At 37.2% G+C, this 13,957-nt stretch carries 13 protein-coding genes; 6 read left to right on the forward strand and 7 right to left on the reverse strand.

What is annotated here, in order from left to right; translation table 11 throughout:
• Positions 1-112: 112 nt before the first annotated feature.
• A complete protein-coding gene (locus tag LUA86_RS00420) occupies positions 113-829 on the reverse strand; it encodes a DsbA family oxidoreductase (protein ID WP_231458569.1) in 717 nt (238 codons plus the stop codon).
• A gap of 184 nt (positions 830-1,013) precedes the next feature.
• Between LUA86_RS00420 and LUA86_RS00425 the strand changes: the two genes are divergently transcribed.
• Positions 1,014-1,598, forward strand: coding sequence for a hypothetical protein (locus LUA86_RS00425; RefSeq protein ID WP_231458570.1), 585 nt, complete (start codon positions 1,014-1,016; stop codon positions 1,596-1,598).
• A 59-nt stretch (positions 1,599-1,657) separates the two neighbouring features.
• On the opposite strand, the gene LUA86_RS00430 is transcribed toward LUA86_RS00425, so the two are convergent.
• Positions 1,658-4,354, reverse strand: a complete 2,697-nt coding sequence (locus LUA86_RS00430) for a M14 metallopeptidase family protein (protein ID WP_231458571.1) — start codon at positions 4,352-4,354, stop codon at positions 1,658-1,660.
• Positions 4,355-4,499: 145 nt separating this feature from the next.
• Here LUA86_RS00430 and LUA86_RS00435 point away from each other — a divergent pair, with 145 nt between their 5' ends.
• Complete coding sequence (locus LUA86_RS00435) at positions 4,500-5,171, forward strand: class I SAM-dependent methyltransferase (RefSeq protein WP_231458572.1); 672 nt, start codon at positions 4,500-4,502, stop codon at positions 5,169-5,171.
• 261 nt (positions 5,172-5,432) lie between these two features.
• On the opposite strand, the gene LUA86_RS00440 is transcribed toward LUA86_RS00435, so the two are convergent.
• The 3 genes from LUA86_RS00440 to LUA86_RS00450 are packed head-to-tail and all read right to left on the reverse strand — an operon-like array spanning position 5,433 to position 7,404.
• Positions 5,433-6,242 (reverse strand): phosphatidate cytidylyltransferase, encoded by an 810-nt coding sequence (locus LUA86_RS00440; protein WP_231458573.1) that lies wholly within the window; start codon positions 6,240-6,242, stop codon positions 5,433-5,435.
• A gap of 48 nt (positions 6,243-6,290) precedes the next feature.
• Positions 6,291-6,497: a putative signal transducing protein gene (locus LUA86_RS00445; protein WP_231458574.1), complete on the reverse strand. Its 207-nt coding sequence runs from the start codon at positions 6,495-6,497 to the stop codon at positions 6,291-6,293.
• Positions 6,478-7,404, reverse strand: coding sequence for a CPBP family intramembrane glutamic endopeptidase (locus LUA86_RS00450; RefSeq protein ID WP_231458575.1), 927 nt, complete (start codon positions 7,402-7,404; stop codon positions 6,478-6,480). Before LUA86_RS00450 ends, LUA86_RS00445 begins: the two co-directional genes overlap by 20 nt.
• A gap of 43 nt (positions 7,405-7,447) precedes the next feature.
• Here LUA86_RS00450 and dusB point away from each other — a divergent pair, with 43 nt between their 5' ends.
• Both dusB and apaG read left to right on the forward strand, forming a co-directional pair.
• On the forward strand, positions 7,448-8,455 hold the full coding sequence (dusB, locus tag LUA86_RS00455; RefSeq protein WP_231458576.1) for a tRNA dihydrouridine synthase DusB: 1,008 nt from the start codon (positions 7,448-7,450) through the stop codon (positions 8,453-8,455).
• 35 nt (positions 8,456-8,490) lie between these two features.
• Positions 8,491-8,877: a Co2+/Mg2+ efflux protein ApaG gene (gene apaG, locus LUA86_RS00460; protein WP_231458577.1), complete on the forward strand. Its 387-nt coding sequence runs from the start codon at positions 8,491-8,493 to the stop codon at positions 8,875-8,877.
• Positions 8,878-9,574: 697 nt separating this feature from the next.
• On the opposite strand, the gene LUA86_RS00465 is transcribed toward apaG, so the two are convergent.
• A complete protein-coding gene (locus tag LUA86_RS00465) occupies positions 9,575-10,270 on the reverse strand; it encodes a zinc metallopeptidase (protein WP_231458578.1) in 696 nt (231 codons plus the stop codon).
• 85 nt (positions 10,271-10,355) lie between these two features.
• Between LUA86_RS00465 and LUA86_RS00470 the strand changes: the two genes are divergently transcribed.
• Positions 10,356-11,492 (forward strand): FAD-binding oxidoreductase, encoded by a 1,137-nt coding sequence (locus LUA86_RS00470; protein WP_231458579.1) that lies wholly within the window; start codon positions 10,356-10,358, stop codon positions 11,490-11,492.
• Positions 11,493-11,496: 4 nt separating this feature from the next.
• On the opposite strand, the gene purU is transcribed toward LUA86_RS00470, so the two are convergent.
• Positions 11,497-12,336, reverse strand: a complete 840-nt coding sequence (purU, locus tag LUA86_RS00475) for a formyltetrahydrofolate deformylase (protein WP_231458580.1) — start codon at positions 12,334-12,336, stop codon at positions 11,497-11,499.
• Positions 12,337-12,492: 156 nt separating this feature from the next.
• On the opposite strand from purU, the gene rmuC reads away from it, so the two are divergent.
• Complete coding sequence (gene rmuC / locus LUA86_RS00480; RefSeq protein ID WP_231458581.1) at positions 12,493-13,866, forward strand: DNA recombination protein RmuC; 1,374 nt, start codon at positions 12,493-12,495, stop codon at positions 13,864-13,866.
• Positions 13,867-13,957 lie beyond the last annotated feature (91 nt).

Consider the following 13,957-nt stretch of genomic DNA (forward strand, 5'->3'; position numbering starts at 1 on the left):
CTTTGAGGGCACAAAGCTATTCGAAGCAAATCCTTTAGAGAAATCATCATTGCGAGGCAATGACGGAACTTTCTATATCTGCGTTGATTAGCGTAATCTGCGGGAGAATAATCTATATCTCACACCCATTTTCATCACAAATAGCGTCATCATTTTTGTTTAACGAAGTTATTTGTGTTTTAGGCTGCGCCAATTTCCACTCTGTAAAACTTTGTGTTAAAGCATCAGAAAATGCTTGTACAGGTTGAGCACCTGAAACGCCAAACTTTCTATCCATTACAAAATATGGAACGCCGCGAATGCCCAAATTTTGGCTTTCATAAACATCATATCGAACGGCTTCGGCAAATTCATTTCCGTTCAAAACCGCCTCAGCCTCTAGTCTATCTAGGCCAATTTCTTCTGCAATGTCAAGTAAAACCGATTGTTCACCTAAGTTTAAACCGTTCACAAAATGAGCTTCAAAAAGTTTTTCTTCAGCAAAATCCTGCAAATCGTGCTTGGCCGCCAAATGAATTATTCGGTGTGCATCAAAAGTATTGGCGGGAATATTTTTATCAAAATTTATAGTCAAGCCGGCATTTGTTGCCATATCAACAACCTGTTTGGTCATCTGCTTAGCCTGCTCAATTGGCATTTCCTTACTTCGCGATAAATAATCGTAAATAGTTTCGTTGTTTATGTTATGATATTCCGGATTAAGCTGATAGCTTTTCCATTCAACCTCTATTTCATTTTTAAACGGCAGTTGCTCAATTGCCTGCTCAAAATGACGTTTACCGATATAGCAAAACGGACACATAACATCCGACCAGATTTCTACTTTCATCTTGTAAAATTAGGAGATTCATTTTGAAGCTAAGTAAGCCAAAAGTAAAATCAATTTTATGCGCAAATGTGTTTGCCAATCTAAATTTTTAATTATTTTTATCGTTTAAACCAAACAAAAATTATGAAGAAAACTATTTTAATGCTCTTAGCATTTGGCGCTAGCTTTGCGGCAAAAGCACAATTTGAAGGCTCAAAACAAATTTGAAAGCCCAAAACTTAAGGCAGAGAAAACAGCTCACAAAACTGTTGCGATTATCCCTTTTATTACCAAAATTTCTTACAAAAAACAGCCAAAAAGTTTCAGCGTAGAAGCCAATCGCGATCAGGAAAGAACCATGTCGAAGTCTATTCAATCGAGTATGTATACTTTCTTATTGAGGAAATCATCGGATTATACCGTTGAATTTCAAGATCCTGACAAGACAAATATTTTGCTTAAAAAAGCTGGCGTGCAAGATAAGTTAGATGAAATGACGAAAGACGAACTTGCTAAAATTTTAGGTGTTGATGCGATTTTAGGTGGAAACTTTGAGACAGAACAAACTAAATCTGAAGCCGGCGCTATTGCGTCTGCTGTTTTATTTGGAGGCTTTGGCGGTAAAACCGGAACTGGTACACTTACCTTAACCTTAAATAGCGGTTCATCAGGTGATTTATTATGGAGATTTTTCAAAACGATGAACGATAGTATTACAACTTCAACGGATGATCTGGTTGAACACATGATGAGAAAAGTTTCAAGAAATTTTCCCTACTCAAAATCTTAATATTATCTAAAATTAACAATAAAGCCACCTTAAAATTTAGGTGGCTTTATTGTTGGCTATTATTTATACAGCTGATTAAAAATCAGTTTGAAAGTTCCGTGTGTTTGCGCTCTAAATGCAATCTCCGGGCCAAAAGCGAGTAGTTTTCCTTTACCAATTTTGGCTTCAAAAGCAGTAACACCATCTTGCAAATAGGCTTGCCCCCATGCCCAACCGCTACGTAATGGTGTAGCAGTGTTAAACCACATTAAAGGCTTAATTTTACCATTTACAATGGCATCGCCGGTTAATTTAAAAACCGGGCTATTGTCGAAATAAATATCAGCTTCTTTTTCCATACCCCAATTTGCAGATTGAGCATTATCAACCTCAACATTTAGTACACTTCCCGGCACATAATATTTTTCGTCTGGAAGTCTTTTTTCTGTTCCATTAACAATTTCTACCATCGCATTGCGAACCGGTAAGTTTAAATGATAAGCCAGATTGGTACTAGAACCAATTGTTATCACATTTCCACCTTCTTCTAAAAATTTTTTTATTTGTGGAACTGATTTATCCGGAGTGATTCTTCCTGTTTGTTTCTTGTACTCATCCGGAATATTTTGAGCCGTTTGAGCACCAAAACCACCACCCCCACGTCCAGTAGATGCTGCGCTAGGTAAAGGAGGAATTGCGCCGCCTACAAATAAAATCACGTCATATTTAGATTTTAAGTTGCCTGCGTCAATATCCTGCGGATAAATAATTGTGGCGTTGTAATGGTATTGTTCCATCATCCAACGCACCCAACCAGATGCCATTGAGCCACCATAAGTATCCCAAATTGCAATTCTTCCGGGGTTAATTTTTACTTTATTAGCCGGAGCCGAAGCTGATTTAATTTTAACATTTGCTTTTTCAAGGATGCTCTTTGTATTTCCTGAAGCTGAAACATAAAAATCGCCATTTTCTGTTGAACGATAAACATCAGCCTTTGCTTTTAGTAAATCATTAACTGCAACGTAAGAATCGTTTTGTGCAGCACTTAACACATAACCAGAACCAGAGGGAATTTTATTTTCTGGTTTTAACAACTGTCCGAAAGGAATTCGCTCAAACGGACCAGTAAAGTCGTTTAAAAACCTATCAAATTTAACATCCATCATATAAGCTAAGGTCCAACCAGCCGCATCATAAGGCGCTGTAGGTGCGGCACCTTCGTATTTAAAATCATTCGGGTGGTCTTGTGGCTCAAACATATCCAAAACATGCGGACGGAAAGCCTGATCTGTTTTTACAATATAACTGCCGGCAGGGTATTTCTTACCTTCAACCGTAAAGGATGTAGTTGCTTTTTGAACTAAAATACCGGTTCTGATTAATGCATTCAAAAACTTAATTGCTGAGTTAAAATCAGGCTGATCTGCTGATAAAATATAACCTCTTGGGTCGCGGTTTGCAGGCGCAGTCATCACAGTATCAAAGGCTTTTATACTTATCGTTCTTCTGCCGAATTCACCAACGGTAGCGGTTTGAGATTTAGCCGCAGCATTTATTGCGTCAATTTTCTTCGGAGAGAAAGCCCAATAATCCTTTTTGCCTCTATCGATTGAGTTTCTACCCATTTTGTAAATGTTAAATAGCAACTCATCGCGGTAGCGTTGTGCGTAGCCTAAAACTGCATAATTTAAAGAAACAGAATAATCTATTGAATTTTTAAAGAACCATTTCCTAGGCGTTATTGGATTTGGCGAATCTCCGTTTGGTAATAACCTGGAAGGAACCAAAGGAATTTCTGAAGGTGTGGGGCTACCAACAATTTCTGTTAATAAGCCAATCATATTATGAAAATACGTAGTGGTACGCAAGCCTCCGTTATACCAGGTAGAAAAAACAGAGCCACCTCTTTGAGTATAGCCAGGTTTGCCTTCAACATTCATGCGGTTGTGCATGGCTGCACCAACAGCATCTAAACTTGTCAAAATTGTGGCGTCAAAAACGTAATTAAATGGGTCGCGGTATGGCGGTCCGGCCACTATAGTTCCCGCAGGACCAGCCTGGTGATGGTTATACATAATTTGAGGTATCCACTCTACAAAAAGCTGGCGTCCCATATTTTGCGTTTCCTTCAAATTAAGCATGAAAAAATCTCGGTTGTTATCATGTCCGGCATATTTCTCGTACAATCTTGGTAAGCCAGAAGTTGTTCGTTTCTTCGGATCTTTTTCACGCATATACCAATCGCCCACAAGTTCCTGCCCATCCGGGTTGGCATGTGTAAAAAGGATAATCACATTATCCAAAATTCTCATGGTTTCAGCATCAGTTTTAGAAGCAAATTCATAAGCCGTTTGAATAAGCTGATGTGCACCAACCACCTCTGTTGCATGCAAACCTCCATCAATCCACACTACAGCTTTACCTTCTTGTGCAAGCGCTTTTGCTTGTTCGGTGGTTATTTCTGCATGTGCCAATTCCTGCGAAATTTCCTTATATCTTTCTAATTTTTTTAAATTTTCTGGCGAGCTTACCACAAGCATATATTGGCTTCTGCCTTCTTCGGTTCTACCGATATCTACAAGCTTAACCCTTTTAGATGTTTCAGCGAGTTTTTTGAAATAAGCTTCTGTTTGAGTGTAGTTTGCAAGCTGGTAATCATCGCCGATATCGAATCCGAAATGGCTTTTAGGGCTTGGCACTTCTTGAGCAACAACCACAGTGCTACTCAAAATTAAAAAGGCAAAGCACAGCTTCTTAAAGTAGTTTTTAATCATAGTTTGGGAAAGTTTGGTTGGTTGGAATCAAATATAATGAGAAAAGCCGCTTTAAATTCTCTGCTGTAAATTTGTTACTTAAATAAGCGCTTACGGTTTTTTTTGCAGGAATAAAATTTGAAGCATTCTTATGCTAAATTGCATAATGGAAAATGAAGTTTCGGAAGAACATTTGAAAGAAATTGCCCGCCAATTGAGCTGCCCCGATGGTGAATATGGCATAAAAAACGGCGAAATGATGAACAATAGCAATATTGGTATGACTCGTAGTGCAATAGATGCTTTAAAGCTTAAGCCGAATTATGTAATCTTAGAAATTGGACATGGAAATGCAGCTCATGTTGCCATCATTTTAGATAGTGCCGAAAACCTTACTTATTACGGGGCCGATATTTCTAAAACCATCATCGCAGAGGCGGAGAAAATTAATGCCGAATTTATTAAAGAAAAGCTGGCTTCTTTTACCTTAACAGATGGCAAAACTATAACATTTGAGGATAATAAGTTTGATAAATTATTTACGGTGAATACGATTTATTTCTGGCAAAATCCTTTTCAATATCTTCAGGAAATTAAACGGATTTTAAAGCCAAATGGCTTATTAATTATTGCCTTTGCAGATAAAACCTTTATGGAAACCTTGCCTTTTACAAAATTTGGTTTCAATCTTTATGATGAATTAAAAGCATTTGAGATTTTAAGTAATGCTGGCTTTGAGATTTTAAAATCGGAGCTTGAAAACGAAGCCATTGAAAACAGCAAAGGCTTTATGGTTAACCGCGATTATTATGTGATTAGCGCTATATGCCATAAATAGCAGCGCAGCATTTTGTTAAATAAACCGGATTGCAGCGGAAATCCTTTTAAAGTTGCAGTAACGATGAATCGCTGTCATCGGCAACCTATGAAACAGATGCTTCGTACCTCAGCATGACAGAGGTTTAAAAGATTGTAGCAAAAAGCCGGACTGAAGGGGGTTCTAATGTGCTTCAGGGCCTTTTCAAAGAGAATATTTTGTCTTGCAAAACTTAAGAAGTCTATACACCATAGCAACAGACTTCGTACGTTTCTCCAAACGCTAATACAAAATCAGGTACAAATAAGCGTAAACAACCGGTGCTGCAAGGAGTAAACCGTCAAATCTATCTAACAAGCCGCCATGGCCAGGAAGCAAACCGCCGCTATCTTTGGTGTCCAAACTGCGTTTTAGCATAGATTCTACTAAATCGCCCAGGGTGCCGAAACTCGCTATTAATATTGCCATACCAACCCAAATTACAGGGCTGTGTTCTAAAAAAAGAAATGACAAACCATAGGCCGCTAATGCGCTGGTAAACATGCCGCCAAAAAAGCCTTCCCAGCTTTTTTTAGGTGAATGGCGCTCAAACAACTTTCGTTTTCCGTACTTAACGCCAAACATATAGGCGCCCGTATCGTTTGCCCAAAGCATTAATAGAAAAGCTAGCGGTAAATGGAAATTGTAAGCGTTCCAATCGCGAAGAAAACCTAAGGCATGAAAAAAGCAAAAAGGAATGGTTACATAAACAAAGCCCACAAAAGTGTAAGAGATATTAGCAAAGGGAATTTTATTTTTCTTATATAATTCGGTAATAAAAACCGAGAATATTAGCGGAATACAAAGCAATAAATACTTAACATCGTAATCTAAATAATGCAATCCTGCTGCCATTAAAAAAATTAATGCACCAGCAATTATTCCAATATTTCTATGCGGACGAATGCCAGAGTTTTTTATCAGCTTATAGAACTCGAATAAGGATAGTACGCTTAAAATCAGGTAGAAAATTGTAAAGGTATAGGAGCCAAGAAAGATGGATCCAAGCATTACAATTGTGAAGAAAAAAGCGGTTATGGCTCTGGTTTTCATGATTTAGAATAGAAAACTGTAGATGGATAATAATAGATTGGCAAAGCGCTAATCAATTTCGTTTTTAACAATATACTCAATGGCTTTATCGAAATCGGCTTTATTTACCAGCACATTAATTTCGCCAATATTGTAAGCAGAAAGCTGCTTGTTCATGATTACGGCCGGAATATCTTCCTCAATTAATCCTTGCTTTAAAACTTCTGCGGCAAATGCATCGCTTGTTGTATATACTTTAACCCAATTTTCGCTCACGTTGTGCTGTATCTTTAAAAAATTTAAACAAAGCTATGGTAATTATTGCACTAATTAAATAGCCGTACCAAGGAAAACCCAAAGGCTCATCGGCTTTATTTAATGGGATGTTGTTTTTTTGCAGATACAATGAAACGCAAACGGCGTAGGCATTATTTAGGAAATGGGCTAACATGGCGTACCAAATGCTTCCGCTGTAATAGTACAAGTAGCCAAAACCCGCTCCCAATAGCATTCTGGGCACAAAACCGTAAAACTGCATGTGTATGGCACTGAAAATGATGGCTGAAATCCAAATTGCGGCATGATGATTTCCAAACATTTTATCAATTGAGCGTTGCACACCACCACGAAACATTAATTCTTCTCCAATTGCAGGTAATACCGCAATCATAACCAGGTTAACTATAAAATCCCAGTTATTTCTAACCGTTAAAAGCTGAATGGTCATTTTCATTGCGGCCGCTTCGCTTTCTTTCATCCAATCTTCTACCCATTTTAAGCTTTTTGGAAAGCTCATTTTTTGATTCCATATTGCCGTCCATTCCATTAAAGGCATAGAGAAAATCATAATCACTAAAACCAATATCAACAATATGAATGTAGGCTTTTTAAACCCATAAAAGGCCGTTGTTTTTGTTCCGTTTGTTAATGCAAGCGCTATTGGCGGTAAAATGAACATGCCTATTGAAGTGGCAATCTGAAGTATTTTTAAGGCATCAATGTATTTCGGATTGCCAGAAGTAATTAGTGCAAAATCTTTAATTATAGCTGAACCATAAATACCAAAAAGAATAATAAAAGATATAATTGTGAATACTACGGCTCCGATTATTGCGTAAAATAAAAGTAAAAGTAATTGCAGGAAAGGGTTGATTTCTTCCTTGTTAGGTGTTACAACATTCATTATTTGTACCTTTGTATGTTTTATTAATCGTTGAAGATAGAAAATGTCTGTTAAGATAGGAAATATAGATTTAGGTGAATTCCCGTTATTGCTTGCACCAATGGAGGATGTTAGCGACCCGCCGTTTCGTTTTGTTTGTAAACAGAATGGTGCAGATTTAATGTACACCGAGTTTATTTCTTCTGAAGGATTGATAAGAGATGCAGCCAAAAGTATTCAAAAGCTCGATATTTTTGAATACGAACGCCCAATTGGGATTCAGATTTTTGGAGGCGATATCGAACACATGCGAGAAGCATCTGAAATTGCTTCTGCAGCAAACCCGGATTTAGTTGACATTAACTACGGTTGCCCGGTTAAAAATGTGGTTTGCAAAGGTGCCGGTTCTAGCTTGCTTCGCGATATTGATAAAATGGTAAAAATGACCGAAGCCGTAGTTAAAGCTTCGCATTTACCTGTTACGGTAAAAACCCGTTTAGGTTGGGATGATGATACCAAAAATGTTTATGAAGTTGCAGAGCGACTTCAGGATGTAGGCATTCAGGCTTTAACTATTCACGGCAGAACCAGAGCACAACTTTATAAAGGCGAAGCCGATTGGACTTTAATTAGAGATATTAAACGCAACCCTCGTATTCAAATTCCAATTTTTGGCAATGGCGATGTTGATAGCCCTGAGAAAGCAGCAAACTGGCGAATGGAGTATGAGGTTGATGGGATAATGATTGGCCGAGCAGCAATCGGTTACCCGTGGATTTTTCGTGAGGTTAAACATTTCTTTAAAACTGGCGAACATTTAGCTGGTCCAACTATAGAAGAACGCATAAACGTTTGCCGTACGCATTTAGATAAATCTATTGAGTGGAAAGGCCCTAAAACCGGAATATTTGAAATGCGTCGTCATTATTCAAATTATTTTAAAGGTTTACCCGATTTTAAACCATACAGAATGCGCCTGGTTTCTGAACCAGATATTGCAAACATTCACAGTATTTTAGACGAAGTGGCAGAAAAATTTGCCGACTACAATAGCGCCGGCGTAATGGCTTGATTTTTGAATGGCATTTCTATATTCGTTACAATACCATGGTTACAGCAATTACAGATGGCGTTCAAGTTTCAGTAGAAACTATCTATCAACCAGAATATTCCAATCCGGCTAATGAACATTTTATGTTCGCCTACCGCATAGAAATTTCTAATCTTTCTGAATATCCTGTTCAGCTGATGCGTCGCCAATGGTTTATTTTCGATTCAAATAGCAGTCGCCGCGAAGTTGAAGGCGAAGGCGTGGTTGGCTTACAACCTATTATTCAGCCTGGAGAAAGCCATGTTTACGTATCTGGCTGCAATTTAAAAACCGATATGGGTAGCATGCAGGGCACATATTTAATGAACCGCCTGGTTGATGATGCTGAGTTTGAAGTAGAAATTCCCGAGTTTCAGTTGATTGCGCCTTATAGATTAAACTAAGTTTTTTATTTTTTGTAAACGATTGTGAGAAGGTTTTGGCGGCCGAAAGCCCCGCTATCGCTTATAGTCCTCACTCGTACCTCGCTCCGGGCTATTTAGCTCTATCGGGTTTAGAGCGGAAAGCTGTTGCTACAAAGAAAAAACCTTAATCTTCATAAATTACCACAATCCTTAATATTTTACCTAAAGCTAAGTAGTAGTCAGTCTGAGCCTGTCGAAGACCTTTTTACCGGCATAAAAACAATCATTTTCCTTCGACAAGCTCAGGATGACAAACCCTTTTGAAAGTTCGCATAAGTAATAACATTTGCCCCGACATAAACGAAAATACTTTTGGCTCTTCAACCTTAAGAGGTTTACCCTCACAATGTTCATTAAACTTCGTAAGTTACCAGAATGCGCTTTCTAAGCCAAAAGATTGCTGCCTGCGGAAGGTAGGTAGTATTGGCGGGACTGGAATAACCGAAGCACCACAGATTTTGCGCTTCAAAAAATTTAATTTCTAACTACCTGTTTGGCAAAAACCACCCGCAACCTCCCGAATAATCGAGATTACACGCTCCATGAAAAAAGGAGGAAGTTTCCCAAAAAAATTTAAAGAATGCGGATGCGTTGAACAAACCTTATTTAATGCAAAAGCGGCCGAAAAATTAATTCCGAACCGCTTTATCAATCTTCATAAGTAGATGAAAATATCTTAATCTCTACTTCTGCCAAAAAGCATAGAGGCATAATAGAGTAAATTGGCTAAGGCGCCTATTGCTGCAACAACATAAGTCATTGCGGCCCACCAAAGTGCATCTTTTGCTTGCGTGTTTTCTTCCTGAGTTTGCATTACGCCCTGATTATTTTTTAACCAGGCTAAAGCACGGTTACTTGCATCAAACTCTACAGGCAGCGTAACAATACTAAATACGGTTACCAATGCTAAACCAACTACTCCAATTGCCAAAACGATTGGCGTTACAGCAAAAACCATTAACATTACACCAATTAAAAGCACCCATTGCAGTAAGTTTGATGATATACTTACCACCGGCACCATTGTGCTGCGTAGGTTTAGCCATGAGTAAGATTTTGCATGTTGTACAGCATGACCACATTCGTGAGCGGCAACAGCTGCTGCTGCAACGCTACGGCTGTAATAAACATCGGTACTTAAATTTACGGTTCTATCTGATGGATTATAATGATCTGTAAGTTGTCCTTCGGTACTCATCACCTTCACATCGAATATGCCGTTATCGTGCAACATCCTTTCTGCCACTTCCTTTCCCGATAAACCTGAGCTTAATTGCATCTCGGCATATTTAGAAAACTTGTTTCTAAAGCGCCACTGCACAAACATGCTCATCAATAATACCGGGATGATTAATATTAAATAAACTCCCATTTTCTTTTGTGTATGTTTTTCATTTATCAATATATCAAAAAGCGATCCTATATTAAAAGACAGCATTTTTGTGCTATTTTTAAATATGAATAAGCAATTATCCTACTGGGAAAAAACTTCATTTTTTGAATTTGATATTATTGTAATTGGTAGCGGGATTGTGGGTTTAAATGCTGCAATTCATCTAAAAATAACTGAGCCTGGATTAAAAGTAGCAATATTAGAAAGTGGCTTTTTGCCATCTGGCGCAAGTACAAAAAATGCAGGTTTTGCTTGTTTTGGTAGCATTTCTGAACTGATAGAACAAGAAAGTATTTGTGGTACTGATGCACTTTCAGAATTGATTGAAAAGCGTTGGAAAGGTTTGTTGAAACTTAGAAAGCTATTGGGCGATGAAGTTATAGATTACAACCAATTAGGCGGCTATGAGCTTTTTAAAGTTGGTGATGAAATTTTGTCTACTGAATGTGTAGTTAAAATTGAACATTATAACAGTTTAATAAAGCATATAGTTGGCCCTGAAGCCTTCTATGTAGCTAATGAAAAAATAAATGCTTTTGGCTTTAGCAATGTTGAAAGCATTATTGAAAACCGTTACGAAGCGCAGATTGATACCGGAAAAATGATGTTTGGGTTGATTAAATATGCGCAGCAATTAGGTGTGTTTATTTTTAATAGCTGTGAGGTTGACAGCCTTTCAACCGAAGGAAATAGACCGACTGTAAAAACCAAACAAGGTAATTTCTGCTGTAAAAAAGTAATTGTAACCACAAATGCTTTTGTAAATAAGTTAATTAAAGGTTTAGATGTTACACCCGGCCGCGGACAAGTTTTGATAACAAAGCCTATTAAAACCCTAAAAATTAAAGGAACCTTCCATTACGATAAGGGCTATTATTATTTTAGAAATATTAATGATAGAATTTTGCTTGGCGGCGGTAGAAATCTCGATTTTAGTGCAGAAGAAACAACGGAGCTAAGTGTAACTACCAACGTTCAAAATGCTTTGGAGAAGCTTTTGAGAGAAGTTATTATACCTGAAACATCTTTTGAAATTGATTATCGCTGGAGTGGCATTATGGCATTTGGCAAAACACTTTCACCAATAATAAGCGAAGCAATACCGAACGTTTTTTGTGCAGTTAGGTGCAACGGAATGGGCGTTGCTATGGGTAGCCAAACTGGTGAAGACGTTGCTGAAATGGTTTTAAGAAGTTTATAAGGCGTTACTTAAAAACAATAGTTTTATTTCCGCTTACAAAAACCCGGTTCTCAAAAATCAATTCTAAGGCTTCTAAAAGCACTTTTTTCTCTATTTCTTTACCAGCACGAACCATTTCTTTTACTCCGAAATTATGGTCGATATGTGTTGTATGTTGTGTTATTATCGGACCCTCATCTAAATTATCGGTTACGAAATGAGCCGTTGCACCTATAATTTTTACGCCACGTTCAAAAGCTTGTTTGTATGGATTTGCACCAATAAAGGCCGGTAAAAATGAGTGGTGAATATTTATAATTTTCCCAGCAAAATCTTTTACAAAATCCGGAGATAAAATTCTCATAAACTTTGCTAAAACGATATAATCAACTTCAAACTGATTGATAACTTCTTTTACTTCTGCTTCAAAAGTTGCCTTATCTTTGTTTTCGTGAGAGATGTAATGATATGGAATACCCAGACTTTCGGTAAAATCTTTTAGTCCTTCGTAATTGCCAATTACGCATTTAACGTTTGCACCTAGGGTTTTAAACTGATTTTTAACTAAAATTTCTGCCAGACAATGGTATTCTTTGGTAACTAAAACAGCAATCTGTTTTTCTGAATGGTTTATTAAGTTCACCTCAGCAGAATTTGGCAAACTCTCAAGCAGTTTTTCTTTTAATTTATGTGGTGCTTCTAAATCACCTGTGCAGGCAATACGAGTAAAAAAGCCTTTTTTTTCTTCATCAACAAATTCACGCATCGCTACTATATTAAGTTGATGTGCCGCCAATACACGCGTAATGTTTGTAACTAAACCAACTTTATCGGGGCATGAAATTAAGATTGTTAATTCGCTCATTATTTTATTATGAAAATCAATTATAATAAAACAAAGCCACAGATTAGCAGATTAATGATTTTTAAAGGAATATAAATGTAAATGCTTAGTAACATTAAGCAAATTATTTTGGCAAAATAGTTTTTATTTGAGATTTTTACTAAAATTTTTATCAAAATGGATGTAACTGGAATTATTTTATTAGTTGTTATTCTTCTCGTATTAATACTTTTATTTTTAAAAAAGCCACAAACTTCAATTCCATTAATTTCTTTAGAAGACTTTGAGAAATTAAAAACAGAGAACGAATCTTTAAAAATTGCTTTGGCTAAAGCCGACGAACGTGCCTCTAATTTAGTTGTAGAAAAAGAGCACATAACTTTATTACTAAAGCAAGAGCAACAAAGGTTAATTGAGGAGTTGCAAATGGAGCGGGATAGACTTGCTGATGCTAACCGCGAACTGGAAGGCACACGTTCTTTTTATCAGGCCGAAAAAGAAAAACTTGCTGCTCAACAATTGAGTTTGGACCAAAATCAGGAAAAGTTTAACAAAGATTTTGAGCTGATTGCCAATAAAATTTTAGAAGAAAAATCTATACGTTTTGTAGAACAAAACAGAACCAATCTGGATTTAATTTTGAATCCATTAAAAGAAAATATTAAGGCTTTTGAGGAAAAGGTAGAAAAGGTTTATAAAGCTGAATCGGATGAACGAAATATTTTAAAAGGCGTAATTTCAGAGCTTCAGATACAAAGCAAACTTATTCAGGAAGATGCCAATAATTTAACCAAGGCTTTAAAAGGAGATAGTAAAAAGCAAGGCAATTGGGGCGAAGTTATTTTAGAAAAGGTTTTGGAACGTTCGGGTTTGGTGAGGGATCAGGAATATCGCATTCAGGCTTCGCTTATATCCGCCGAAGGCGGAAGATACCAACCAGACGTAGTTATTGATTTGCCAGACGGTAAACATCTTGTTGTTGATGCTAAGGTGAGTTTGGTTGCTTATGAACGTTCTGTATCAGCTGAAACCGATGAAGAGCGTGAAGGTTATGTAAAACAGCATTTAGCTTCTATTAAAAATCATATTCAGGAATTATCTTCAAAAAATTACCAGGATTTATATAAAATTAATTCGCCAGATTTTGTTTTACTATTTGTTCCGATTGAATCATCGTTCAGTATTGCGGTACAAAAAGATGCAGAACTTTTCAATTTTGCATGGGATAGAAAGGTTGTTATTGTGAGTCCATCAACACTGTTGGCTACTTTACGCACCATTGCCAGTATGTGGAAACAGGAACGACAGAATAGAAATGTACTAGAAATTGCCCGCTTAAGCGGAAGCATGTACGATAAGTTTGTTGGCTTTATTTCGGATATGGAAACGATTGGTAAGCACATCAAAAACGGTCAGGACGCATATGATAAAGCCATAAATAAATTATCAGATGGTTCAGGAAATTTGGTAAATACCTCAGAAAAAATTAAGAAACTTGGCGCTAAGGCTACTAAACAGATAGATGGGAAGTATTTGGATGAGGAGTTGTAAGAAAAATCGTCATTGCGAGGCACGAAGCAATCTCTCAAAGCTATTGCCATTGATAATATTAAGATTGCTTCGTGCCTCGCAATGACGACCG

The sequence above is a fragment of the Pedobacter sp. Leaf132 genome (genome assembly GCF_920984695.1).
Lineage (GTDB): Bacteria > Bacteroidota > Bacteroidia > Sphingobacteriales > Sphingobacteriaceae > Pedobacter.

Coding starts and splice junctions, on each gene's coding strand:
- LUA86_RS00470 (WP_231458579.1), top strand. CDS start 10,356: ATGAATAAGCAATTATCCTACTGGGAAAAAACTTCATTTTTTGAATTT.
- LUA86_RS00420 (WP_231458569.1), bottom strand. CDS start 829: ATGAAAGTAGAAATCTGGTCGGATGTTATGTGTCCGTTTTGCTATATC.
- LUA86_RS00435 (WP_231458572.1), top strand. CDS start 4,500: ATGGAAAATGAAGTTTCGGAAGAACATTTGAAAGAAATTGCCCGCCAA.
- LUA86_RS00450 (WP_231458575.1), bottom strand. CDS start 7,404: ATGAATGTTGTAACACCTAACAAGGAAGAAATCAACCCTTTCCTGCAA.
- LUA86_RS00465 (WP_231458578.1), bottom strand. CDS start 10,270: ATGGGAGTTTATTTAATATTAATCATCCCGGTATTATTGATGAGCATG.
- rmuC (WP_231458581.1), top strand. CDS start 12,493: ATGGATGTAACTGGAATTATTTTATTAGTTGTTATTCTTCTCGTATTA.
- LUA86_RS00440 (WP_231458573.1), bottom strand. CDS start 6,242: ATGAAAACCAGAGCCATAACCGCTTTTTTCTTCACAATTGTAATGCTT.
- apaG (WP_231458577.1), top strand. CDS start 8,491: ATGGTTACAGCAATTACAGATGGCGTTCAAGTTTCAGTAGAAACTATC.
- purU (WP_231458580.1), bottom strand. CDS start 12,336: ATGAGCGAATTAACAATCTTAATTTCATGCCCCGATAAAGTTGGTTTA.
- dusB (WP_231458576.1), top strand. CDS start 7,448: ATGTCTGTTAAGATAGGAAATATAGATTTAGGTGAATTCCCGTTATTG.
- LUA86_RS00430 (WP_231458571.1), bottom strand. CDS start 4,354: ATGATTAAAAACTACTTTAAGAAGCTGTGCTTTGCCTTTTTAATTTTG.